Annotated in this window: 19 protein-coding genes and 1 pseudogene; 9 read left to right on the forward strand and 11 right to left on the reverse strand. The window is 63.3% G+C overall.

All coding sequences use genetic code 11. The features are described from left to right. The first annotated feature begins 170 nt into the window (after positions 1 to 170). Together AC3EC3_RS01330 and AC3EC3_RS01335 are read left to right on the forward strand one after the other, a co-directional pair. Entirely contained in the window at positions 171 to 1,169 is a 999-nt protein-coding gene (locus tag AC3EC3_RS01330) for a hypothetical protein (protein WP_488487916.1), read from the forward strand. Positions 1,170 to 1,402: 233 nt separating this feature from the next. Continuing rightward, positions 1,403 to 2,863 (forward strand): hypothetical protein, encoded by a 1,461-nt coding sequence (locus AC3EC3_RS01335; RefSeq protein ID WP_488487917.1) that lies wholly within the window; start codon positions 1,403 to 1,405, stop codon positions 2,861 to 2,863. A gap of 369 nt (positions 2,864 to 3,232) precedes the next feature. On the opposite strand, the gene AC3EC3_RS01340 is transcribed toward AC3EC3_RS01335, so the two are convergent. The 4 genes from AC3EC3_RS01340 to AC3EC3_RS01355 form a co-directional block, all read right to left on the reverse strand. After that, positions 3,233 to 4,450: an argininosuccinate synthase gene (locus tag AC3EC3_RS01340; RefSeq protein ID WP_488487918.1), complete on the reverse strand. Its 1,218-nt coding sequence runs from the start codon at positions 4,448 to 4,450 to the stop codon at positions 3,233 to 3,235. Between the two features lie 162 nt (positions 4,451 to 4,612). Next, the gene (locus tag AC3EC3_RS01345) at positions 4,613 to 5,866 is read right to left on the reverse strand and encodes a class I SAM-dependent methyltransferase (RefSeq protein WP_488487919.1); all 1,254 of its coding nucleotides are present in this window, start codon (positions 5,864 to 5,866) and stop codon (positions 4,613 to 4,615) included. 60 nt (positions 5,867 to 5,926) lie between these two features. Beyond that, positions 5,927 to 6,733 carry an SDR family NAD(P)-dependent oxidoreductase gene (locus tag AC3EC3_RS01350; protein ID WP_488487920.1) on the reverse strand — a complete coding sequence of 269 codons (807 nt, stop codon included), beginning with the start codon at positions 6,731 to 6,733 and terminating at the stop codon, positions 5,927 to 5,929. A 307-nt stretch (positions 6,734 to 7,040) separates the two neighbouring features. Next, entirely contained in the window at positions 7,041 to 7,397 is a 357-nt protein-coding gene (locus AC3EC3_RS01355; RefSeq protein WP_488487921.1) for a glycine zipper 2TM domain-containing protein, read from the reverse strand. A gap of 178 nt (positions 7,398 to 7,575) precedes the next feature. On the opposite strand from AC3EC3_RS01355, the gene AC3EC3_RS01360 reads away from it, so the two are divergent. Further along, a complete protein-coding gene (locus AC3EC3_RS01360) occupies positions 7,576 to 8,436 on the forward strand; it encodes a PhzF family phenazine biosynthesis protein (protein ID WP_488487922.1) in 861 nt (286 codons plus the stop codon). Positions 8,437 to 8,455: 19 nt separating this feature from the next. Here AC3EC3_RS01360 and AC3EC3_RS01365 read toward each other — a convergent pair whose 3' ends face one another. From AC3EC3_RS01365 to AC3EC3_RS01390, 6 genes and pseudogenes are all read right to left on the reverse strand, one after another. Continuing rightward, complete coding sequence (locus AC3EC3_RS01365; RefSeq protein ID WP_488487923.1) at positions 8,456 to 10,237, reverse strand: putative bifunctional diguanylate cyclase/phosphodiesterase; 1,782 nt, start codon at positions 10,235 to 10,237, stop codon at positions 8,456 to 8,458. Positions 10,238 to 10,244: 7 nt separating this feature from the next. Then, positions 10,245 to 10,724 carry a response regulator gene (locus AC3EC3_RS01370; protein WP_488487924.1) on the reverse strand — a complete coding sequence of 160 codons (480 nt, stop codon included), beginning with the start codon at positions 10,722 to 10,724 and terminating at the stop codon, positions 10,245 to 10,247. Further along, on the reverse strand, positions 10,717 to 12,210 hold the full coding sequence (locus AC3EC3_RS01375) for a sensor histidine kinase (RefSeq protein ID WP_488487925.1): 1,494 nt from the start codon (positions 12,208 to 12,210) through the stop codon (positions 10,717 to 10,719). Before AC3EC3_RS01375 ends, AC3EC3_RS01370 begins: the two co-directional genes overlap by 8 nt. A 199-nt stretch (positions 12,211 to 12,409) precedes the next feature. After that, positions 12,410 to 12,901 carry an asparaginase domain-containing protein gene (locus AC3EC3_RS01380; RefSeq protein ID WP_488487926.1) on the reverse strand — a complete coding sequence of 164 codons (492 nt, stop codon included), beginning with the start codon at positions 12,899 to 12,901 and terminating at the stop codon, positions 12,410 to 12,412. Positions 12,902 to 12,968: 67 nt separating this feature from the next. After that, entirely contained in the window at positions 12,969 to 13,400 is a 432-nt protein-coding gene (locus AC3EC3_RS01385; protein ID WP_488489165.1) for a TetR/AcrR family transcriptional regulator C-terminal domain-containing protein, read from the reverse strand. Positions 13,401 to 13,412: 12 nt separating this feature from the next. After that, positions 13,413 to 13,595 (reverse strand): annotated as a pseudogene (locus AC3EC3_RS01390) (TetR/AcrR family transcriptional regulator); the annotation flags it as partial. A gap of 66 nt (positions 13,596 to 13,661) precedes the next feature. Between AC3EC3_RS01390 and AC3EC3_RS01395 the strand changes: the two are divergent. The 3 genes from AC3EC3_RS01395 to AC3EC3_RS01405 are packed head-to-tail and all read left to right on the forward strand — an operon-like array spanning position 13,662 to position 17,873. Continuing rightward, positions 13,662 to 15,122 carry an efflux transporter outer membrane subunit gene (locus AC3EC3_RS01395; RefSeq protein WP_488487927.1) on the forward strand — a complete coding sequence of 487 codons (1,461 nt, stop codon included), beginning with the start codon at positions 13,662 to 13,664 and terminating at the stop codon, positions 15,120 to 15,122. After that, positions 15,115 to 16,290 carry an HlyD family secretion protein gene (locus AC3EC3_RS01400; RefSeq protein WP_260927257.1) on the forward strand — a complete coding sequence of 392 codons (1,176 nt, stop codon included), beginning with the start codon at positions 15,115 to 15,117 and terminating at the stop codon, positions 16,288 to 16,290. The genes AC3EC3_RS01395 and AC3EC3_RS01400 overlap by 8 nt, the downstream gene beginning before the upstream one ends. After that, entirely contained in the window at positions 16,290 to 17,873 is a 1,584-nt protein-coding gene (locus AC3EC3_RS01405) for a DHA2 family efflux MFS transporter permease subunit (RefSeq protein WP_488487928.1), read from the forward strand. The genes AC3EC3_RS01400 and AC3EC3_RS01405 overlap by 1 nt, the downstream gene beginning before the upstream one ends. Positions 17,874 to 17,933: 60 nt before the next feature. On the opposite strand, the gene AC3EC3_RS01410 is transcribed toward AC3EC3_RS01405, so the two are convergent. Then, entirely contained in the window at positions 17,934 to 19,292 is a 1,359-nt protein-coding gene (locus AC3EC3_RS01410) for an MATE family efflux transporter (protein ID WP_488487929.1), read from the reverse strand. Between the two features lie 360 nt (positions 19,293 to 19,652). Between AC3EC3_RS01410 and AC3EC3_RS01415 the strand changes: the two genes are divergently transcribed. From AC3EC3_RS01415 to AC3EC3_RS01425, 3 genes are all read left to right on the forward strand, one after another. After that, positions 19,653 to 20,429, forward strand: a complete 777-nt coding sequence (locus AC3EC3_RS01415) for an energy transducer TonB (RefSeq protein ID WP_488487930.1) — start codon at positions 19,653 to 19,655, stop codon at positions 20,427 to 20,429. Positions 20,430 to 20,565: 136 nt separating this feature from the next. Then, positions 20,566 to 21,603, forward strand: coding sequence for a mannose-1-phosphate guanylyltransferase (locus tag AC3EC3_RS01420; protein ID WP_488489166.1), 1,038 nt, complete (start codon positions 20,566 to 20,568; stop codon positions 21,601 to 21,603). A gap of 93 nt (positions 21,604 to 21,696) precedes the next feature. Then, a complete protein-coding gene (locus AC3EC3_RS01425) occupies positions 21,697 to 22,509 on the forward strand; it encodes a class I mannose-6-phosphate isomerase (protein WP_488487931.1) in 813 nt (270 codons plus the stop codon). The last annotated feature ends 20 nt before the right edge of the window (positions 22,510 to 22,529 follow it).

Genomic DNA, 22,529 nt, shown 5'->3' on the forward strand with positions numbered 1-22,529 from the left:
ATTTACGAAAATCGTGCCGCCGGAATCGAAATGCTGATCATCTTTACATTTTTTCACGGGCAGAGCGTTTTACAATACAGTACAATCGCCCGGTTATGGGGAGGCCGATCTAGCGATCGCGATCGGCATCTTTTATCCTCGCCAAGGGTAGGGAAGATGGGCGAAGAACGATGAGGAACCGCTATTGTCTGAGCCGCCTGGCGGCTTGCACCCTGGCTGTCGCAGGCTGTTTCTCCTCCACTTGCAGTTGGGCACAGGCCGAAGCATCCGGTGACACGGCTCAGCACAAACCTGACGTATCCCAGGGCGAGGATTCCATTCTCGTTATCGGGCAACCCTTTCCGGATGAGGCTCGCATTCGCGCCCTTTCGCGAAGGATCACGCCGTATGCCTCGCGCAGCGAGACCATGCCTCGTTTCAATGATCCGGTCTGTTTCCTGACGGCAGGCCTCGACCACGATCTGCTGGTGGCGATAGGCCAGCGCATGGCGAGTGACGCAAGGGCGGCGGGGGTCGAACTGGGCGGCGAAGGTTGCCGTGCCAATGTCGCTGTGGCCTTTGTCGATAATGCAGAGCCTGTGCTGGAAGGTTTGCGAACGCAATACTCCTGGCTGTTCAGCAACCTTGAACCGGAAGATATCCGCGCCATCATCCGTCAGCCTGGACCGGTTCATGCCTGGTGGGTCACAGCGACGAGCGCTGCATCTGCCACACGGCTCGGGGGAAACAACGGCGCGAATATGACAGTCGATCCCGGCCCATCGGGAAAGCAACGGCTAAACGTACCATTCTCTTCGTTTCTGGTTTCTGCGGTGCAGGAGAACGTGCGATTTGCGGTCATCCTTGTCGACCGGAAAGCCTTGGTGGGGCTGACGACGACGCAGATCGCCGACTATGCCGCGATGCGTACGCTTGGCGGGACCCGCTCTGCCGGCGACGGCAAAGATGACACGATCCTGAGTTTGTTCGATCAGGATGGTGCACGCCCGATGGAAATGTCGGCTTTCGACCGCAGTTACCTGAAAGCCGTCTATAAAGACGCGCCCAACATGTACTCCGGCCGTAAGATGAACCGGATTGTCAAAACCATTGCGAAGGATGCGCGCGAAACCGGTGACAGTGCCGTCCAGCCCCATGATCCGTCCGTGGGCGCTACGGCGGGTGATTGAGGATCCGGCCTTGCCCTGAAACGGGGCGTGGGGGAAAAAGAGAGCCCCTTGATCCTGCCGCACGGGAAATGCCTTCCTGTTCACGGCGGTGCCGGTCGGCATGGCCGGGGCGTCGCGTTGCAAGCTGCGCGAGGCCTGACGCTTTCCTACAGATCCCCCCATGCGATACATGGACAGGTTCACGCTGCCGGATGTCCCGTGCGGCCGCTTTGGCTCCCGTTCGGAGGTGAACCATGACAGGCTCTTCCCATTCGCCCTATCCCACGGCTGCCGGACGGGGATGGATTCCCGGTTCTCGCGATATCGGTATTCCGGGCGAGCGGGTGGGCGCTTCGTCCGCTTCGCACGCCAGGCAAGGGGATGGGGAGCGCGAGGGTGATAACCCTCGCACCTGTTCCTGTTCTTCGTGTTCGGGCTTTCCAGACTATAAAAACGACGAAGCTGTAACGGGGCCTCCCCCGGCCCCTTCCGCCAGCAGGAGGGGGGACGAGGGCAAGCCGCCTGCAGGGTCGACGTTTGTGCCGCGCGTCTGGGATGCCGGGCGCAAGGTCCGGTTTCTGCATTGTCTGGCTGAGCATGGCGATGTTCGCGCGGCGGCGGCGCGGGTCGGGGTGTCGCGACAGTCGGCCTATGTGCTGCGGCGACGCGATGCGGTGTTTGCGGCGGGCTGGCGGGCGGCGCTGGTGCTGGCGCGCGAGGCGGCGGAGGCGGTGCTGGCGAGCCGGGCCCTCGATGGCGTGGAGGAGGCAGTGTGGTTCCGGGGCGAGCAGGTGGGCGTGCGTCGCCGGTACGACTCGCGGTTGTTGCTGGCGCATCTGGGGCGGCTGGACCGGGTGGCCGGGGAGGGGGCGGAGGATCTCTCGGGCCGGTTCGACGAACTGCTGGCGCGGGTGGCGGGAGAGGAGCCCGAGCCTGCGCTGATGGCCGGGATCGTCGACGCGCGGAAGCGGGATCGGGATGAGGCACGGGACGCAACCTTGCTGCCGCCCTCGCGCGCGGCGTGGTCCGCTGCGGGCGGGGAGGCGCTGGAGGGCGCGGCGGTCGATGACTGGCTGGCGCGCCGCGCGGCCGGGCAGGCGAGCGATGCCGACGAGCCGGTCGCCGATCTGACGGTGTGGCGCGCGAAGGCGGCGCGGATGTGGGACCGGTGGCAGGCGCAGGCCGTCGCGCGTGTTGATGCGATACTGTCGGGAGAGGACGGGGCGACGCAGGAGGGCGCATTCGAGATCAAGTCGCTGGACGGGATGGCGGGGCTGGAGGCGGCGGTTCCGGCGGGGAGCGAGGATGCACTCTGGACCGTGTCGCCTGTGTCAACTTCGCCATCGCCGCCGGTCCGATCCGGATGCAGTCATGCCTCGAGCCATCCGAATGGACTGGCGGACAGTCAGCGAGCCACGGCGTGGAGGAAGGGAAGAGAGGGGGCCTCGTTCACCGCCGTGCGGTGTCCGGCGCTGGCCGAGAGGCGGCGCACGTCCTCCAGCGCCTGCGCAACATGGGCGGCGGCGACATCGGCGCCGAGCGCGTCGAGTATGTCCAGCACATCGTGCAGCACGGCTTCGGCAGCGGGAAGCGAGGGCGCGGCGCCGGTGGCCGGAGTTGGGGCCGTTGTGAGGGCCGGGGCGGGGGGCACGGTGTCGGAAATGGCGTGGTCCCTTTCTGGAAGCGGGAAGCGGGATCGGGTTTCAGATTTGTAAGCCCCCTTGGCGCAATCGCTCCTGAACCGCGCCGGGTGTCGCTGCCGATATGGAGGAAACTACCAAGGAATAGTCCCTAGTGCCAGCAATGCTGCAGCTGCGAAATCGGGGCGTTCGTCCCGTGCGAGGCACGTCTGGTCGGCCGGTCAGTGAAAAGGTTGCGGATAGCGATGCGAAATCGCCGCGCTTGGGAACGCTTTGGCAGGTGCGATGTTATCGCAAGTGAAGGCCGGCGCGACCATCCCCCACCCCCCTCCCGGTCGCGCCGGTCTGCCCCCCGAAAAAAGAACATATGGGCGCCCAAACGCAAAACGCCGCGCCGGACTGCTGTCCGACGCGGCGTCTTTCTTGTTACGGTATGGCGTGTGCTCAGCGGCCCTGCTGGGCCAGCAGGCGCAGACGCAGCGCGTTCAGCTTGATGAAGCCTGCCGCGTCCTTCTGGTCGTAGGCGCCGGCATCGTCCTCGAAGGTGACGTGACGCTCGGAGTAGAGCGAGTCGGGGCTCTTGCGGCCGACGACCGAGGCCGAGCCCTTGTAGAGCTTGAGGCGGACAGTGCCGTTGACGCGGGCCTGCGAGTGATCGATCGCGGCCTGCAGCATCTCGCGCTCCGGTGCGAACCAGAAGCCGTTGTAGATGAGCTCTGCGTACTTGGGCATCAGCTCGTCCTTGAGGTGCGCGGCGCCGCGATCGAGCGTGATCTGCTCGATGCCGCGGTGGGCGCGGGCATAGATTTCGCCGCCCGGCGTCTCGTACATGCCGCGCGACTTCATGCCCACGAAGCGGTTCTCGACGAGGTCGAGGCGGCCGATGCCGTGCTTGCGACCGAGGTCGTTGAGGGCGGTGAGCAGCGCGGCGGGGCTCATGGCGACGCCGTTGAGGGCAACGCCATCGCCCTTCTCGAAGTCGATGGTGATGTATTCGGGCGCGTCGGGCGCGTCTTCCGGGTTCACGGTGCGCGAGTAGACGTAGTCAGGGGTCTCCTGCCACGGATCCTCCAGCACCTTGCCCTCGGACGAGGTGTGCAGCAGGTTCGCGTCGGTCGAGAACGGGCTTTCGCCGCGCTTGTCCTTGGGGACCGGGATCTGGTGCTTTTCGGCCCAGGCGATCAGCGCGGTGCGGCTGGTGAGATCCCATTCGCGCCACGGGGCGATGACCTTGATGTTCGGATCAAGCGCATAGGCCGACAGCTCGAAGCGGACCTGGTCGTTGCCCTTACCGGTGGCGCCGTGGGCAATCGCGTCGGCGCCGGTCTCGTGCGCGATCTCGATCAGGCGCTTGGAGATGAGCGGGCGGGCGATCGAGGTGCCGAGCAGGTAGTCGCCCTCGTAGCGGGCATTGGCGCGCATCATCGGGAAGACGAAGTCGCGCACGAATTCCTCGCGCAGATCGTCGATGTAGATGTTCTGGTCGGGCAGGCCCATCAGCTTGGCCTTGGCGCGGGCAGGTTCAAGCTCCTCGCCCTGACCGAGGTCGGCGGTGAAGGTCACCACCTCGCAGTTGTAGGTGACCTGAAGCCACTTGAGGATGACGCTGGTGTCGAGCCCGCCCGAGTAGGCAAGGACGACCTTCTTGATGCTGTCGGACATGGGCAGGACTTTCCTGTCTGCGGGGTTGGGCCTGTCTGGCAATGATCGGACCGGCAGATGCACGGTTTCGGGCGAGGCCCCTAAGGCATGGCGAGGGCGACGACAAGTGCGCAAATCCGGGCTTTGCGCACTTGTCTCGTCATCGTTGAGCGGCTCGTGGCGTCAATTCGACGCGAGCAGCGCCACTTCCGCCTCGGCCATGTAACCACGGGTCAGCGGCAGGGTGCGGCGGTTGCGGGAATACTGGATCTGGTAGTTGCACATGCCGCCGCTCTCGAACGCAGCGGTCGCTCCGGCGAGATAGAAGGTCCACATGCGATAGAAACGCTCGTCGTACAGCGCGACGATGGCGGCCTTGTTGTCCTGGCAGCGCTTGTACCACTCGCGCAGGGTGAAGGCGTAGTGCAGGCGCAGGTTCTCGACGTCGGTGGCGATCAGGCGGCTGCGCTCGCTGGCGGCCAGCGTCTCGCTGAGCGCGGGGATGTAGCCGCCCGGGAAGATGTACTTGCGGGTGAAGGCATCGGTCGAGCCGGGACCGCCGAAGCGCCCGATGGTGTGGATCAGCGCGACGCCTTCGGGCGTCAGCAGCTTGGCGACTTCGCGGAAATAGGTGTCGAACTGGGCCTGCCCGACGTGCTCGAACATGCCGACCGAGACGATGCGGTCATAGATTTCGCCGCGACCCGAGAGCGCGCGGTAGTCGACCAGTTCGAAGGTGATGCGGTCGGCGACACCGGCCTCCTGGGCGCGAACGCGGGCAAGAGCGAGCTGCTCTTCGGAGAGCGTGATGCCGTGGACGCGCACGTCGGCGTGCTGGGCGAGATAGATCGCCATGCCGCCCCAGCCGCAGCCGATGTCGAGAATGCGCTGGCCGGGTGCGAGGTCGAGCTTGGCGGCGATATGTGCCAGCTTGGCTTCCTGCGCCTGCTCCAGCGTGATGTCGAGGCTGGGCCAGTAGGCGCAGCTGTACTGCATGTGGTCCTTGTCGAGGAACAGCTGATAGAGCGCATTGCCGATGTCGTAGTGGTGCGCGATGTTCTTCTTGGCGCGGGTCGCACGGTTGATGCCGTCGATGGCGGTGACGAGCTTTTCACCGACTTTCTTGAGTGCGGTGCCGTCATCGGGTTCGCGGCCATGATCCCATGGGCCATTGGCGCGGAACAGTTCTGCAAGGCCCATCACATCCTCGTTGGCGATGATGAGCTGGCCGTCCATGAAGGTCTCGGCGGCGCCCAGCGAGGGGTTGCGCAAGATGCGCCGTTCGGCGGCGTCGCTGGTGAAGCGGATGAAGACGTTGGGGAAGCCTTCGGTCTCCGTCCCGTGGCGCACGACGGTTCCGTCCGAGTGGGTCACTTCGAGAACGCCCTTGCGGACGACGCGGGAAAGAAGACGGTCGAGAAGTCTGATCTTGGGCATGGCGATGGTGCAGCTCGTTTGGCGTATCAGCGAGGGAAATGGGCGCGGATATACTGCGCGTCAGGGTGGTGTATGCGGGGTAGGCGATGGTGCCCTCGATTGCTCGCGGGCAAGGAACAGGACGTCGCGTGGCTGGCGAAGCAGGTGCTGGCCGGAATCGACGAAGACAGTCTGGCCGCCGGACAGGCAGCCGGTCGCCAGGAAGGCGACAGTGCGGGCGATCTCCTGCGCGTCGGTGCGGCGTTTCAGCAGGTTCAATCGATGCGATTGCTCGGCTTCGGCCTCGCTCTGGTCATGGCTGGCGAGAATCGCGCCCGGCGCCAGTGCATAGACCCGATCTTCGGCATGGGGGCGCATCATGTCGAGCATGGGCACGCTGCCGGACAGAGCATGCTTGCTGAGCGTGTAGGAGAAGAAATCGGGATTGGGGTTGGCGGTCTTCTGGTCGGTGATCTGCACCAGAACGCGACCTTGGGACTTGTTCGTGCAGGCCGTTCTGGCGTGCGCGAGAAATGTCTGGCCGAGCAAGACGGGGGCCTCGGCATTGACGCGCATGGCACGATCGAAAATGTCGGCGTTCAGGGCTGTGGCATCGTCGAGTTCGAACACGCCGGCGCAGTTCACCAGAACGCGCCAGTCGTCCAGCCTGTCGGCGAGCGTAGCCATTGCTTGGTGGGACGCTATCTGATCGGCGAGATCGAACTGAACGACTTCGGCGCTCTCCAGTTCTGCGGCGAGGGCGTCTGCTTCATCGCGCGAGTGGCCGCAGTGGATGACGACATGCCAGCCGTTGGTCCCGAAATGGCGGCAGATCGCAGCACCGATCCTGCGGGCACCACCCGTGACCATAATGGCAGGTCTTGTCATCAAGCGCGTCCGGACGAGGCCTTGGTGGCGGCAGGTGCCTTGATGGCAGGCGCGTTCAGACACGCAAGAGAAAGGGCAGGCCGCGACATCACGAGCATAGGAGCACACAAGAGCGTCGCTGGGAAGTCGCAAGCATGGCGTCGGCGCCCATTTTTCCGCCATTGTGCGACGTTGCACACGCAATTTATGCAAGGTGGTCGCCGAACCTTGCGCTGATCGGCGTGCCTGATCTGCAAACGGCTGACGCCCTTACGAAAAAGGCGCCTCCCGAAGGAGGCGCCTTGCGCAGGGATATGTCGCGATCAGATCAACGGCACTTTACGTTGCCGCGGTCAACAGATCGGCCCAGCAGGCCGCCAGCTACGCCGCCGATCACGGTGCCCAGTGTCTTGTCGCCGCGACCGGCCACAGCGTTACCGGCAAGCGCGCCGACCCCTGCGCCCACCAGCAGGCCGGTGGTGCCGTTGTTGCGGCGGCAGTAGTAACGACCGTCACGTCCGCGCCAGGCGTGATCGTTGCGGCCCATGCGGTGCGGCGTGCGATAGCGGCCGTGCGAATCGTATTCGTTACGACCGTGATAATGGTCGCGCGCCATCGCCGGAGCGGCCGGCAGGATGGGCATTGCCATCGCGGCCATCGTCAGAGCGAGAAGTGTCTTCTTCATGGTTGGTCCTTCCTGGTTATCTTTGTATCCGTGGCGGAGATAATGCTCTTCCTCGGGTTCGGCTCCACAACCTGCAATGAACCGGGCATTCAGAGTGAAAAACCGGCGACGAACGGTCTTGTGCTTGCGCTGGACTGTTAAAAAGTGGACACAATTCAGCAATTTTGAGGTTATGCGGATGAAAATCGACCTGATCGACGTGTTTGCGGGCCGTTCTCTTGGCGGCAATCCACTGGCGGTCGTGCATGGCGCAGAAGGGCTGGATGAGGCCGCGATGCTGCACCTGACGCGGTGGCTCGGCTTTTCGGAAACGACGTTCCTGTTGCCGCCAACCGATCCGCGGGCCGATTATCGGGTGCGGATATTCTTCCCCGCCGGTGAACTGCCATTTGCGGGACATCCTACCCTGGGCAGCGCTTATGCATGGCTTGCAGCGGGCGGTGAGCCCAAGGCGGTAGGGCATGTCGTGCAGGAATGTGGCGTTGGGCTGGTCGAGGTGCGGACAGAGGAAACCGACGCCCCGACACGACGGCTGGCGTTCGCAGCACCCGCGCTGACACGGTCCGGATCGCTTGATGAAGTCGAGCGTGCCGAGGCGATCCGACTGGCCGGTGTCGCACCGGAAGCGGTGGTGGAAGCGGTTCACGTCGCCAATGGCCCGAAGTGGCAGCTGTTGCGCTTGCGGAGTGCTGCCGATGTGCTGGCGGCCCGACCAGCGCCGGAAGCACCGCTTGGCACCGACATCGGTCTTGCTGCTCCGGGCGAGGCCGGGTCAGGTGTCGACTGGGAACTGCGCGCTTTCTTCGCCAACCAGCATGGTAGCCTGACGGAAGATCCAGTGACCGGATCGTTCAACGCCGGTGTAGCGGTGCATTTGTTCGCAACCGGGCTGATGGATGGTTCCTACACCGCTGAGCAGGGGCGTATGGTGGGGGCGGAGGGGCGGATATTCGTCTCGCGCGACGAAAGCGGTGTGATCTGGATCGGTGGTGACTGTGCGATGGTCTCGCAGGGCGGGGCACTAACGGCGTTCGCGTGACCTGTTTTGGTAAGGCGCGTCAGGCACTGCGCAAGTGCGCGGCCTCGGCCCGCTCCGCGATCCATGGCAGGACATGTTCGAAGGCCATCGGCCGGGCGATGCCATAGCCCTGGGCGCAGTGACAGCCGAACGCAGCTAGCATATGCTCGGCCTCGGCGGTTTCGACGCCTTCTGCTATGAGCGGGATGCCCATGCTGTCGCACAGCACCACCAGCGACTTGACCAGCGACTGGTCGAACCGGCTGTGGGTGCATGAGGTGATGAACGAGCGGTCGATCTTGATCTCGCTCACTGTGAAATCGCCAAGATAGCGGAACGAGGTGAAGCCGGCCCCGAAATCGTCGATTGAGAGGTGGATGTCGTGTTCGCGCAGTTCCTCCACGACGCGCTTGGTTTGTGCCGGGTTTGAAATTAACGCGGTCTCGGTCAATTCCACCGTGAGGCGTGAGGGATCGATCCTGTGACGGTTTACCGCATCGAGCACTTCCTCCACAAAGTGCGAGCGCTCGAACATGCGTGCCGAGACATTGATCGAGATGCCGGCCCCGCCAATGACATCCTGTACCGATGCGAACTGGCCGAGCACCTTGTCGAGACAGCGCAGAGTGAAGATCTCCAAGAGTGGAGAGTGTTCGATCGCTTCGATCAGCCGATCTGCCGGTACGTCGCCATGGCGCGGGTGGAACCAGCGAACCAACGCCTCGAAGCCTCGAATCTCGCCCGTACGCAGATCAATCTGCGGCTGCCAGTGCCAGTCGATCTCATCGCCGGTCAGTGCGCCTTCGAGATCTTCCAGCAAATTGTGCGGCTCGGGAGCGGCAGGACGGGGCGTGACCCCGATGCGGGCGAGCATCACCTTGTCGGCCCCGCGCTTGGCCTCGTACATCGCGGCATCCGCTCCGGCGAGAAGGACTGCTGCGTCTACCGCTATCTCCGGACACATGGCGATGCCCATCGAGGCACCGACATGCAGGACGCGGGCCTCATGAACAATGGGTTGCTCGATCAGGCCGATGAGCTTTTCACCTAGCATCATCGCGCTTTCGGGCGAGGCCAGGTCTTGCAGAAGCAGCGCGAACTCGTCACCGCCGAGACGGGCAACGGTGTCGATTTCGCGCAAGTGAGCACGCAGCCTCCGGGCTATGGTGATCAGCACGAAGTCACCGGCGGCGTGACCGAGGCTGTCGTTGATTTCCTTGAAGCGGTCGAGATCGATCATGACGACCGCGAAGGGTTCTCCGTTGCGCTTGGTGCGCACGCAGTCCTGATCGAGCCGATCGAAGAACAGGGTGCGGTTGGGAAGGTCGGTCAGTGGATCGTGCAGACTACGGTGCGTCAGTTCCTCCTCGGCGCGGCGTAGCTCCTGCCGGTAGGCACGCCAGGCGAGTCCTTCATCAAGTGAAGCGGCGACCCGTTCGGTGGTGAGGTGGCGTTTTGTCAGGAACTCGGTCATCCCGGCCTTGATCGAATCAGCGGCGATCTGCTCGTCCCCATGGCCGGTCACGGCGATGATCGGGCAGTCCGGATCGATCTTTTCGCGAATGGTGGGCACCAGTTCGCGCCCGTCGCCATCGTTGAGGCCGAAGTCCAGGAACACCACGTCGAAGTGGTTGTGCCCGTCGTCAAACGCGGCCAGCGCCTCGGCCTGTGAACCGGCTTCGGAGACCTCGACGGCGCGCGGGCCACCACGCAGCATCCGCCGAAGTCGTTCGCGGTCGACATCGTCGTCGTCGATGATGAGCACATGCAGCGGCGGCGTGCCAGGCGGGAGAGCAGAAAGAGAAAGGGCAGGCGCGTTCATCGGGGCCTCACGGAAGTTCCTGCGTGGAGGTGTACTGTTTGATGAAAGTGGCCAGTCGCGCGAATTGTGGGCCGACCGCCGATTTCACCATGTAGCCAGCGACATGCTCGTCATAGGCGCGGCGCAAATCCTGATCGCGCGACGAGGTGCTCAGCATGAACACCACCGTGCGCTGGAGGAGAGGATCGCGTCGCAGTTTTTCGAGCAACTGAAATCCGTCCATGCCCGGCATATTGATGTCCAGCAGTACCACGAGGGGGGGGGTGATCGTCTTGGTCGGATGGCGCCCTTGCAAAATGGAGAGCGCCTCTGCGCCATCGCCTGCGCATACTGTCGTGCAGGGGACTGCGTGGCGGCGGAAGCTGCGCAGCACGCCTTCGACAGCGACATCGTCGTCGTCAACGAGCAGCACCGAGCACAAGGGTAGCGCAGATGGCAATTCCTGTGGTTGAGTTTCGGGGCGATCTTCAAGCGTCAGTTCAGCCATGTCCTCCCTCTCTCAGCATGATGCGGGGCCAGTGGATCACGAAGCTGGCGCCGCCAAGTGGACCGTGCCCGGCGACAGTGATCATTCCGCCATGGGTCAAGACCATGCGTCGGGTGAAGGCGAGGCCGACACCGTCGCCGGGTGTTTCAGTGGAGCCACGGTGGAACAGCTTGAAAATGCGCTCTTCCGCGCCCGCCGGGATGCCTCTGCCGTCATCGTCCACAGTGAAGACGGCAAAGCGGCCTTCTTCGCGCACGGTAATGTGGATGTGCCCGTGCGCCTCGCCGTGATGCTTCACGGCATTGGCGACGAGATTTCGCAGCGAGGTGGCGAGCGGGGCTCTCGGCGTGAGAAAAGGTGCTGCCTTTACCTCGGTTTTGACCCTGAATGTGCCGGGCAGCACGGCTGTCGTCACCGCCTCGTCGACCAGATCGGCAGGGTCTACCATCTCGGTGACAAGATCGCGGTTTCCGGCGCGGGCATATGTCAGCAGATCGTCGATCATCTGCTCGGAGCGCGCAATTCTGAGCGAGATACGGTCGAAATTGTGCTTCACCTCTTCGGGAATCGCCTCCTCACCGAGGTCTTCACGAATCCAGCCCACCAGATCGGCAATCCCGCGCAGTGGGGAGCGCAGATCATGGCTGGCAATGTAGGTGAACTCCTCCAGTTGCAGGTTCGTCTGCTGGAGTGCTGTTTCTGAGCGCTTGCGTGCCGAAACATCGGACACCAGTGCAAGAAACAGTGGCAGGCGCATGTTCTCAAGCCGGGTCAGCGCGATCTCGACGGGAAATTCCTGATCGGAACGATGCTGGCCGGTCACATCGCGATCGACACCGATGAGTCGTGTCTCCGGTTCGGCAATATAGGCCCGGACATTGCCTTCGTGGAGTGAGCGAAAGCGCTCGGGCAGGAGTTGCGCCACCGGCTGGCCCACAAGTTCCTCGGGGCGGTAGCCGAAGTCTTCGGCCAGACGCGTGTTCACCTTGACGATGCGCTGGGCTGTGTCAGCAACGAGCAGTCCGATCGGCAGGCTTTCGAAAATCTGGTTGAAGCGGCGTTCGGCCACAAGTTGGCGCCCAAGGCTGACGACATAGACGAGCGCGCATTCGTGCTCTTGTTCCCCGTCATGGCCGTTGTTGCAGCCATCGTAGGGCATCAGCGTAATTTCGACGGTCTGGATAACCCCCATTGCGGAGCCAAGCTCGAAGCGGCCGGTCCGGGGCTGGCGGGCCTTGCGAGGTGTGACGAAATGCGCGGTCAGCATCTCGCGCCAGGCGGCACCCTCGCTTTCGCCGAGGCGGACGTCGACCAGGCTATGCAGGAGTGTGCTGTCGTCAGCTTCGCCAAGCAGTGCGACAAGTGTCTGGTTGACCCAGACGATTACGCCCTCGCGGTCGATTAGCGAGGCCCCGAACGGCGCCTGCTCGAAAGCGCCCCGCAAATCGGGGCGCAATGTCGGGGCCAACCGTTCCTCAAGCCGCATAGACGATCCCTTCCTCGGGCGCCCCTGAGGGCTTTGCGGCGCGTCGCGAAGCCTTCAGGGGGTCGGGTCGGAGCGGCTACGCAGCCAGCCCCGGCCTTTCGCGTATCATGGAAGAGATTTTAGGAAGGCGAAGCGATGGCTCCGATCTAGCACGTAGTTTCTAAGTACTTGCCCGTTTGCAGGAGGCGTGTGTCTGCGATCAGGCGGCGACGAAGCGCCCCGCTGCGCGATCCTTGCGCACGCGCAGTCCATCGAAAACGGACCCGTTCATGGTGATCCATACGCCGGGGCGCGCAGACTGGCAGCAGGCGAAGGCCATACCCAGGTTGAAGGCGGCATCGCTTTCGAGGAAGCGGGCAGGGCTGAGCGCGCCTACCAGCACGATGGTCTTACCGGTCAGGCTGGCCAGCACTTTGGCGGTATCCGTCATGGTGTCGGTGCCATGGGTGATGACGACATGATCTTCGGGCGCAGAGGAAATGGTCGCAGCGATCAGGTCGCGGTCGGCATCGGTCAGTTCAAGGCTATCCTTGCGCATCAGTTCGACGATTCGCACAGGATGTTCGACGCGGCTGCGCTCCAGCACCGTGGCGATCACGCTTTCGGCGATCTGGTACTCGCTGAGCGCGTCGAAATACTGCTTGTCGATGGTGCCGCCGGTGGTCAGCACGAGAATGGGCTTGCTGGACATGAAGGCCCCTTTCCCGCGCAAGTGACACTACGTCAACCGCGCTTGCCCAATGCCTTGGGAAGAAAGGCTATCCTTCTTGTCCGCCAGGCTGCTTTCGCGGCTCGGGCCAGTGAATCATGTCCACCAGTCGATCGACAAACGCATGGCGCTCTTCCTGCGAAGTCTCGAACGGGCGGAGCAGAATTTCGGCACGATATCCATTGATCGCCGATACGGTCAGCCGGGTGAGGTTCCAGGCGTCCTCATCTTCGAAACGGGTGGCGAGAAATTCCCAGAACCGCAGGCGCAGCTTTGCTGGACCGCGATCATAGAACATGTCCTTCAGTTCGGGGAAGCGGCCGCTCTGGCTGATCATGAGGCGGAAAAGCAGCACCGAATCGGGGTGCATCAGACATTCCATGAATCGATGGCACGCACGTCGCATCGCCTCGACGGTGAAGGTCTGGCCGGTCAGAACCTCGTCAGTGTCGGCTGAGAAACTCTCGACCAGAGCGTCCATGACGGCGGCAAAGACTTCCTCTTTCGAGGAAAAGTGCGACCATAGAGTCGCCTTGGACCCTCCCAGCGAATCGGCAATGCCCGACATTGTCGTCTCACCGTAACCTCGATGGAGGAAACTGCGCATGGCAACATCCACGATCGCCGCGCGGCGCCGTGCCTTGTTTAGTTCGCGCTTTCCCAATTTTTCCGTCATAGCTGTACTGGCCAGTACGCTTTTTGATTGACAGTCGCAAGCCGGGAAACGATAAAAACTGTACCGATGAGTACGAATATCCCATCTCGATTCGCGGCAGCTTCGTTGCTGGCCGTGACGCTTTCGCTCAGCGCCTGTGGTGCGCCCGATCTCGGGCCGCGTCCGCAATTGCGCACGCCCGAAACCTTCCAGAGCGCACAATCGCTCAAGGATAGCAGGGAAGCCGCCGCCTGGCCGCAGCAGCGGTGGTGGACTTCCTACAACGACCCGCAGTTGAATGGCCTGGTCGATCAGGCGCTCAAGGGCTCGCCGGACGTCGCCAGCGCTGTGGCCCGTATCCGCCAGGCGCAGGGCGCGATCCAGACCGTGCGCGGCAACCTGCTGCCGCAGATCAATGGCGCGGGCGATGCGGAAGTCTCCAAGCAGAGCTACAACAACGGCACGCCAGCCAGCGCACTGCCGCAGGGCTGGAAGGATTACGGCACGCTCGACATCGCCGCGAGCTTCAATCCCGACATCTGGGGCAAGAACCGCGATCTGCTGGCGGCAGCCACGTCCGCAACGGAAGCTGCGGTCGCCGATGAACGTCAGGCTGAGCTGATGCTCGCCTCGAACGTGGTTTCGGGCTACTTCGATCTCGCGCGTCTGCTGGCCCGTCAGGACGTTCTTGAGGAGGCGCTCAAGGCTCGGCAGGAGACTGCCGGGCTGACCGGGGGGCGCGTGAAGCAGGGGCTCGATAACGAAAGTCCGTTGCGTCAGGCCAATTCGCTGGTGGCACAGGCCCAGCAGGAGCTGGAAGCCAACGCCGAGCAGATCGCCGTACGCCGCCATGCGCTGGCCGCGTTGCTGGGCGAAGGGCCGGATGCGCTCGCAGACCTGACGCCGCCGAAGATCGATGCGATCCCCGAAACGCCGGTGCCTGCCGATGCCAGCATTGCTCTGGCTGGGCGCCGTCCCGATATCGTTGCGGCGCGCAAGCTGGTCGAATCGGCGGACAAGGGCATGTCCTATTCCAAGAAGTCGTTCCTGCCGGACATCTCGCTGAGCGGCCTGATTGGGCTGACCTCGCTGGGAATACCGCATCTGTTCGATTCGGGCTCGGACTACGGCAACGCCGGTGCCGCGATCAGCCTGCCGATCTTCCAGGGCGGTAAGCTGGCGGGCGAATATCGGATGGCCCGCGCCGGTTATGACACCGAGGTCGCCAGCTACAACAGCACCGTGATCAAGGCGCTGCAGGACGTGGCGGACTCCCTTGCCTCGCGCAAGTCCGCCCATATCCAGGAGCAGAGCGCCGTGGTCGCCCGCGATCAGGCCGACCAAGCCTATAAGCTGGCGATGATGCGCTACAAGGGCGGCCTTTACACCTATCTCGACGTGCTCAGCACGCAGCAGACCGCGCTCTCGGCCCGTATCTCGGCCGTAGATGCCCATTACAGCACGCTGGCCAGCGAAGTGGCGCTCACGCGCGCGCTCGGCGGCGGTTACGCAGACGATTCCAGCAAGAAGGCCACCGACCATGAGTAATGAGACGCAGGACAAGCCTGCAGGCGCCAACCCTCCTGCGGGAGCCGTGGCAGCCGAACATGAGCCGGTGGTCGAGCAGAAGAACCGCAAGCCCTTGCTGATCGGTCTGGCGATCGCTGTTGTGGTGATCGGCGTGCTCTATTTCCTGTATGATGAGTTCATCGGGTCGCGCTCGGTTTCAACCGATAACGCCTATGTTCAGGGTGAGGTCGCCGATGTGACTCCGCTGACCAGCGGTCGCGTCGTCGATGTCATGGTCACGGACACGCAACCGGTTCGCAAGGGGCAGATCCTGTTCCGGATCGAGGATTCGGATCAGCGCATCGCACTTGCGCAGGCGCAGGCCGAATTCGATCAGGCCGTCCGCAAGTATGGCCAGTCGCTGAAGAACAACGCGGCCCTGACGGCGACCGCCGACGCCAACGAAGTCGCGATCGAATCTGCGATCGCACAGCTGGCCTCGGCCAACGCGACGCTGGACAAGGCGCAGACCGACTTCAACCGACGTCAGGCTCTGGCCGGCACCGGCGCGGTCTCCGCCGATGAAGTGACGGCGGCACGTCAGGCGCTTGCTTCGGCCAAGGCCTCGCAGCAGCAGGCCAAGGCGGGTGTCGATCAGGCGCGCGCCTCGGCGGATAGCGCGCGTCGTAACGAAGCGGCGGCCAAGGCGCTGACCAACGATACCACCACGCAGAACGCGCCGGAAATCCAGCAGGCCAAGGCCAAGCTGGATTCGGCCAAGCTCGATCTCAGCCGTACCGTCGTGCGCGCTCCGATCGACGGTATCGTCTCGCAGCGCACGATCCAGGTCGGCCAGAAGGTTGATAACGGGGCGACCGCGATGATCATCGTGCCGATCGACCAGCTCTACGTGAATGCCAACTTCAAGGAAAACCAGCTTGAGCATGTGCGCTCCGGCCAGAAGGCGGAACTGACTTCGGATCTGTATGGTGGAAGCGTGGTCTATCACGGCAAGGTCGTCGGCTTCTCCGGCGGCACCGGTTCGGCTTTCGCGCTGATCCCCGCGCAGAACGCGACCGGCAACTGGATCAAGGTGGTGCAGCGCCTGCCCGTGCGCATCGAGCTGGACCCCAAGGAGTTGCGCGCGCACCCGCTTCGCATCGGTCTTTCGATGGATGCCGAGGTCGATCTGACGGACGGCAACTGATGGCCGGCGCTGCAACCGCTGTCGGCGGGGGAGGGAGCCGCGCTGCCTCCTCCTCCGGCACCAATCCCGACGGCACATTCTCCGGCCTGAAGCTGGCGCTTGCCGGCTTCGTGCTGGCCATGGCGAACTTTGTCGTCGTCCTCGACACCACGATTGCCAACGTCTCGGTTCCGCATATCTCGGGCGGCCTTGCTGTCTCGACCTCCAGCGGCACCTGGGTGATTACCTCCTACTCCGTGGCAGAGGCGATCTGCGTTCCGCTTACCGGCTGGCTGGCCGGGCGTTTCGGCGTCGTCAGGGTTTTCCTGTGCGCGCTCGTTGGATTTGGCGTGTTCTCGGCACTGTGTGGTCTGGCGACCAGCCTGCCGATGCTCGTCGCGTTCCGCCTTGGGCAGGGTTTCTCGGGCGGCCCACTGATGCCGCTGTCGCAGACGCTGCTGCTGCGCATCTTCCCCAAGGCCCAGCACCCCAAGGCCATGGCAATGTGGGCGATGACCGTTGTGGTCGCGCCGATCGCCGGCCCGATCCTGGGCGGCTATATCTCCGACAACTGGTCGTGGAACTGGATCTTCTACATCAACGTGCCGATCGTGGTGGCCGTGTTCTTTGCGTTGCTGGTGCTGCTCAAGGATGTGAAGACGCCGCTGCGCAAGCTGCCGATCGATGTGGTGGGCCTTGCGCTGCTGGTGATCTGGATCGCGGCGTTCCAGATGATGCTCGATCTTGGGCATGATCGCGATTGGTTCAACAGCACGTTCATCTGTGCGCTGGCCGCGATCGCGGCGATTTTCTTTTGTGCGTTCGTGATCTGGGAACTGACCGAGACTCACCCGGTGGTCGATCTTGCCGTGTTCCGCCATCGCGGGTTTACGGCCGCGACGTTCGCGCTGTCCTTGGCGTTCGGGACGTACTTCGCTTCGGTGGTCGTGATCCCGCAGTGGTTGCAGGCTTCCATGGGCTACACGGCGACACTGGCGGGCGAGGCAATGGCGCCTTCGGGCGTGCTGGCGGTGTTCATGTCGCCGTTCGTGCCGGCCCTGATGAAGCGTTTCGATGCCCGCGTTCTGGTCTTTGTCGGCATCACCTGGCTGGCCATTTGCGCGGCGATCCGGGCCTTCATCTGGTCGGGCGATTCGACCTTCATGCAGATCGCCATGCCGCAGTTGATCCAGGGATGGGGCGTCTCGCTCTTCATCGTGCCGCTGACGACTATCAGCCTCGCTTCGGTTCGGCCCGAGGAAACCGCTTCGGCGGCAGGTATCGCGAACTTCGCGCGTACACTGGCAGGCGCGATCGGGACCTCGATCATCACCACGATGTGGGATGATATGGGCCGGGTCGATAATGCGCAGTTGACCGGGACGCTGAACAACCAGCAGCGGACTTTCGACATGTTGCAAAGCCATGGCATGTCCATGGAGGCGGCCCGCGATTCACTGGCACAGCTGGTCGAGACGCAGGCCACGGCGGTCGGAACGGTTCACCTTTTCGCTATCTCCGGTGTGGCGTTGATGGTGGCGGCTTGCACGATCTGGCTGGCGCCGAGACCCTCCAAGGCAACGAAGCCGGCCTCTGGTCATTGAGCCGTATTAGACGGGTCTGAATCGACGGCTCCGGAGCGATGGGCTCCGGGGCCGTTTTCGTTATCTGGAAGGCAGAGGGAACGTCCGCCGCAGCAGCACGGGGAGGATTGTCAGCTGTCCGGCAGCCCGTGCAATGAGAAACACGACGAAGGCCAGCCAAAGTCCGTTGTTGCCGATATCGGTCAGGCCCAGCAGCAACGCTGTATACAGTGCCATGGCAATGCCCATCGTGCCCAGCATTGCGCGGGTCCAGCCGGCGCCCACGAACGCCCCGTCCAGAACGAATGAGGCGAAGCCGGCGAGAGGCACGGCAATCAGCCATGGAGCGTAGGTCAGCGTCTGGGCGACGACCAGTGGATCGGTGGAGAAGGTGGTGATCAAACGGCCACTGCCTAAGGCATAGGCAAGGGACAGCACCACTCCGAGCGCTCCGCCCCATAGCATAGCCGCACGCAGTGACCGGGTGAAGCCGAGCCGGTCCTGTCGTCCCAAGGCCTCGCCACACAACACCTGTGCAGCGCTTTCGAAGCCGTCCAGGATCAGGCTGGTGAGCATGAACAGTTGGAACAGGATCCCGTTCGCCGCGAGCATGGCGGGGCCCTGAACAGTTCCGACGCGTGCGAAGGCAAGTATCACGCCGCTCAGCAGCAGCGTTCGCAGGAAAAGATCGCGATTAAGCGAAAACAGGCGAGCAATCGCATCGCGCGACCATGTGGCCTTGTCGCGCAGGGTGTGGTGCAGGATCGCAAGTAGGTCGGCCATTGCCGGGCTGCGTATTGCGAACAGGGCGAGAAGGGCGAACTTGAGCGTTTCCGAAAGAAACGTTGCGAAAGCGACACCGGCGACACCGTGATGCAGAACAAGTACCAGAAGCAGATCGAGTGCGATGTGAGTGAGGTTCGTCAATACCTCGACCAGCAGGACGCTGCGCACGCGCCGCTGGCCGATCAGCCATCCGGTCAGCACACAATTCATCAGCCATACCGGCGCGGCCCAGAACCGGATCGAGAGATAGGTCGTCGCGGCCTCGTGCAGCGACGTCCCGTTGTTCGCGCCAAGTGCTGCCAGTTCTACCGGTACGAGCCAGGGCATTGTGCCAAGCAGAACCGCACCGATAGCCAGCGCCACGGTGCTGGCACGTACCAGTGTTTGTGTTCGCGCATATGGATCATCGGCCCCCGTCGCGCGGGCGGTCAGCGCGATGGTGCCGGTGCGCAGGAAGTTGAACAGGTTGAGCGAGGCCATCATCGCCTTGGCGCCCAGCTCCACCCCGCCTTGCGCTGCAGCATCGGCCAGCTGGCCGATCGTCCACATATCGGCGAGCCCGAACAGTGCGGTTGCGACATTGGTCAGCATCGCGGGCAGGGCGATCGACCACAGGGCGGCTGTCAGCGAAGATGAAGTGGTGCGGTGTGCCATCCATAACGTCTTTGGCTGCGCACAGGTGGAGCGGCAAGTGGTGGTTTGAGTTCACGTGAAGGGTGCTGCAGGTGTCGAGGCAACACAAAAAAACCGGCAGTGCCTTGGGGCATCGCCAGTCTTGGTGTTTTTGCCGCGGATTGTGCTTCTACAGTGGGCTGTGTCTTTGTGCTGAAATAGGGGAGATCTGCGCGCCGGTAACGAAACCGCCCCGGCGCGCTCTCTCCCAACCTCTTGAACCCAATATCTGAACAGAGAGCCGAGGCTCTGATTTGTCGGCACTCTGCAGCAAAAAAAGAATTTCTGGAAGTGTCAAAATGCACAATTGACAAAAGAATCGTATTGTCTGTTGCGCTTGCCTTGATCGAGGCGTCGCGGCATCACGTCGAGATGGCACGCGTCGTCTTCAAGCCCACTGTGCCGCGCCGGCTGTTGACAGTTGCGGCAGTGCTTCTCCTGCACCTCGTTGCGGCCTTCGTGCTGTTGCACGCCTTTGCGCCCGAAGCAGTTTCATCGCTGACGCAAGGTGCGCTTCAGAGCATTACGGTTACGCCGGCATTACAGCCGCGTTCACCACCAGTGCCGCCGCTGCGCGTAAAGAAACACAAGTCGGTTTCGCGCCGTCCACAAGCTGCAGCGCGTTCCGGCGCCCCCGCCCCGCGCGCTTCAGCGGCTCCGTTGGAGGCGCCGTCAGCCCTGCTTCCGATTGCGACACCGTCAGCCGCCATAGTTGCGGGTGATGGCGCGCAGTCGCAGAGCGGCCATGCGCAGGCGGGGCAGGGCACCGGGGCGATGGGTAGCGGTCGGGGGGGCGGTGCCGGTGCGGCAGGTGAAGGCTCGGGAGGCGGTGGTGGGCGCTCGCCGCCGATCAAGATCGCGGGCGATATCAACTCGGCGCGTGATTACCCCCGCCAGAGTCGCGATCAGCGCATCAATTCTCGGGTCGTGATTGCGCTGACGGTCGGGGTCGACGGTCGCGTCAAAGCTTGCCGTGTCCTGCAACCCAGCCCGGACGCAAGCGCCGGGCCAATCACATGCGACCTTGCAATGAAACGGTTTCGGTTCCGCCCCGCGGTCGATGCTCAGGGGCGACCGGTCGAGGCACAGTTCGGCTGGCAGCAGCGCTGGTTCTATTGACGGAAGGGGGCGGTGGGCCGTATCGCGCAAGGCCTCGTTTCTCCGGCTTGCGGCGCTACGCGTCATGTTGGTTGATTTCGATTCTCGTTCTCATGGCCAGGCCGCGCGGCCAGACCAGTCTGGATACTTTACTTCGATGTCGATAGTCCCGGTGATTCTCTGCGGCGGTAGCGGCACCCGTCTGTGGCCGCGCAGTCGTGCGGCTCGCCCGAAGCCTTTCCTGCCGTTGCTGGGCGATCAAACACTGTTTGAGGCAGCGCTTGCCCGCTGTCCGCACGACAAGGGGTTTGCCGCGCCGATCGTCGTTACCGGTGCCCAGCATCTGCCGCTGGTCGAAGCGCAATTGGGCATGGTTCCAGGGGCAGAAGTCATTGTTGAGCCTTCCCAGCGCAACACGGCTGCGGCCATCGCGCTTGCGGCTTGTCGCTTGCCTGACGATGCGGTCATGCTGGTGTGTCCCAGCGACCATCATATCGGAAATGCTGAGGCTTTTGCTGCAGCTGCCATGGCCGCCGTTGAGCTCGCGTGTGAAGACTGGCTGGTTTCATTCGGGATCGAGGCGACCCGTCCCGAGACCGGCTTTGGCTATCTGCGCCAGGGCGAGCCCATTGGCGAGTTGGGATACCAGACCGCGCAGTTCGTCGAAAAGCCGGACCTCGAACGCGCTCGCGTTTTTCTGGCCGACGGCGGATACGCCTGGAATGGCGGTATCTTCGCTTTCCGTGTCGGACGGTTCATGGAAGAACTTGAAGCGCATCGACCGCAGATAGCGGCAGTAGTGCGCAAGGCGGTTGCACTCGGTCATGCCGAGGGCATTCGCTTCCATCCCGATGCGCAGGCATTTGGGCAAGCGGATAGTGTTTCGGTGGACTATGCGGTGATGGAAAACACCCAGCGCGCTGCAATGGTGCCGGTCGATATGGACTGGTCCGATATCGGCAACTGGGAGGCACTACACGACGCGTTGGATCGTGACGTGGATGGGAACACGGTGCGTGGGGGCAAGGCGGAACTGGTCGATTGCCGTAACGTGCTGGTCGATACAGACGGTCCGCGTGTCTCGGTGATAGGATTGGAGAACGTCATCGTTGTAGTCGATGGCGACGAGATCCTGGTGACCTCGGCTGCTGGTGTGCAGAAGGTCGGCAAGCTTTCAGGTGCAGCAAACCAGTGATGATGTAAGCCGCCGGTCTTCAGCAGATCGTGGGGCTAGACGATGACCGGCCGCACTGGGGCAGTCGGTGTTCGATTTTCAGGAGTGGCAGAGATGAACGCGCAGCTTCCCATTCGTCAGGTGGAAAAGCCCTGGGGCAAGGACGTGCTTCCTGCGCCTTTCGTGGCGCCTGAGGGGGAGCGCATTGGCGAGATCTGGTTCGAGCCGCCCGCCGAACTGCCCCAGCTTCTGGTGAAATACATCTTCACCAGTGAAAAGCTGTCCGTGCAGGTCCACCCCTCGGACGCACAGACGCTGGCCAAGGGTATCGGCCGTCAGGGCAAGGAAGAGTGCTGGTTCATCATCGATGCCGAACCGGGCGCTACGCTCGGTATCGGTTTCAATGAGGATATGACCGAGGGCGAGATGCGCGCCGCCGCACTCGACGGTTCGATCGAGGGCTTGATGACCTGGCATGCCGTGAAGCCGGGGGATTTCTTCTACATTCCGGCCAATACGGTCCACGCGATCGGCATCGGTGTTGGCCTGATCGAGGTTCAGCAGAACAGCGACATCACCTATCGTCTGTTCGACTACGGGCGTCCGCGCGAATTGCACCTGGACGAAGGGATGGCCGTGTCGCGCGGGGAAGTCTACGATTTGGCGAAGTATCATCGTCATGTGCCGGAAACGGGATCGCACACGCTGGTCGAAGGGCCGCTGTTCCAGCTCGATCAGGTGGAGGGCACGCCCGGCAGTTCGGTCACGGCGCGTTACCCCGAGGCGCTGCTGGTAATTCCGCGTGAGGGCGTGGCCTTGGTTGGCGGCGAGCCTGTCGCGCCCGGAGGCTGCGCGCTGGCTGAAAGCCTGGCCCATGTCGAGTTCGCCCCCGACGGTATCTGCCTGATCGCGCGCCCCGGCGCCTGAGCGTCGAGCTTCGCGTGGCG

It is taken from the genome of Novosphingobium sp. BAM6, from assembly GCF_057784955.1.

Coding starts and splice junctions, on each gene's coding strand:
- AC3EC3_RS01330 (WP_488487916.1), top strand. CDS start 171: ATGAGGAACCGCTATTGTCTGAGCCGCCTGGCGGCTTGCACCCTGGCT.
- AC3EC3_RS01335 (WP_488487917.1), top strand. CDS start 1,403: ATGACAGGCTCTTCCCATTCGCCCTATCCCACGGCTGCCGGACGGGGA.
- AC3EC3_RS01340 (WP_488487918.1), bottom strand. CDS start 4,450: ATGTCCGACAGCATCAAGAAGGTCGTCCTTGCCTACTCGGGCGGGCTC.
- AC3EC3_RS01345 (WP_488487919.1), bottom strand. CDS start 5,866: ATGCCCAAGATCAGACTTCTCGACCGTCTTCTTTCCCGCGTCGTCCGC.
- AC3EC3_RS01350 (WP_488487920.1), bottom strand. CDS start 6,733: ATGACAAGACCTGCCATTATGGTCACGGGTGGTGCCCGCAGGATCGGT.
- AC3EC3_RS01355 (WP_488487921.1), bottom strand. CDS start 7,397: ATGAAGAAGACACTTCTCGCTCTGACGATGGCCGCGATGGCAATGCCC.
- AC3EC3_RS01360 (WP_488487922.1), top strand. CDS start 7,576: ATGAAAATCGACCTGATCGACGTGTTTGCGGGCCGTTCTCTTGGCGGC.
- AC3EC3_RS01365 (WP_488487923.1), bottom strand. CDS start 10,237: ATGAACGCGCCTGCCCTTTCTCTTTCTGCTCTCCCGCCTGGCACGCCG.
- AC3EC3_RS01370 (WP_488487924.1), bottom strand. CDS start 10,724: ATGGCTGAACTGACGCTTGAAGATCGCCCCGAAACTCAACCACAGGAA.
- AC3EC3_RS01375 (WP_488487925.1), bottom strand. CDS start 12,210: ATGCGGCTTGAGGAACGGTTGGCCCCGACATTGCGCCCCGATTTGCGG.
- AC3EC3_RS01380 (WP_488487926.1), bottom strand. CDS start 12,901: ATGTCCAGCAAGCCCATTCTCGTGCTGACCACCGGCGGCACCATCGAC.
- AC3EC3_RS01385 (WP_488489165.1), bottom strand. CDS start 13,400: ATGGACGCTCTGGTCGAGAGTTTCTCAGCCGACACTGACGAGGTTCTG.
- AC3EC3_RS01395 (WP_488487927.1), top strand. CDS start 13,662: ATGAGTACGAATATCCCATCTCGATTCGCGGCAGCTTCGTTGCTGGCC.
- AC3EC3_RS01400 (WP_260927257.1), top strand. CDS start 15,115: ATGAGTAATGAGACGCAGGACAAGCCTGCAGGCGCCAACCCTCCTGCG.
- AC3EC3_RS01405 (WP_488487928.1), top strand. CDS start 16,290: ATGGCCGGCGCTGCAACCGCTGTCGGCGGGGGAGGGAGCCGCGCTGCC.
- AC3EC3_RS01410 (WP_488487929.1), bottom strand. CDS start 19,292: ATGGCACACCGCACCACTTCATCTTCGCTGACAGCCGCCCTGTGGTCG.
- AC3EC3_RS01420 (WP_488489166.1), top strand. CDS start 20,566: ATGTCGATAGTCCCGGTGATTCTCTGCGGCGGTAGCGGCACCCGTCTG.
- AC3EC3_RS01425 (WP_488487931.1), top strand. CDS start 21,697: ATGAACGCGCAGCTTCCCATTCGTCAGGTGGAAAAGCCCTGGGGCAAG.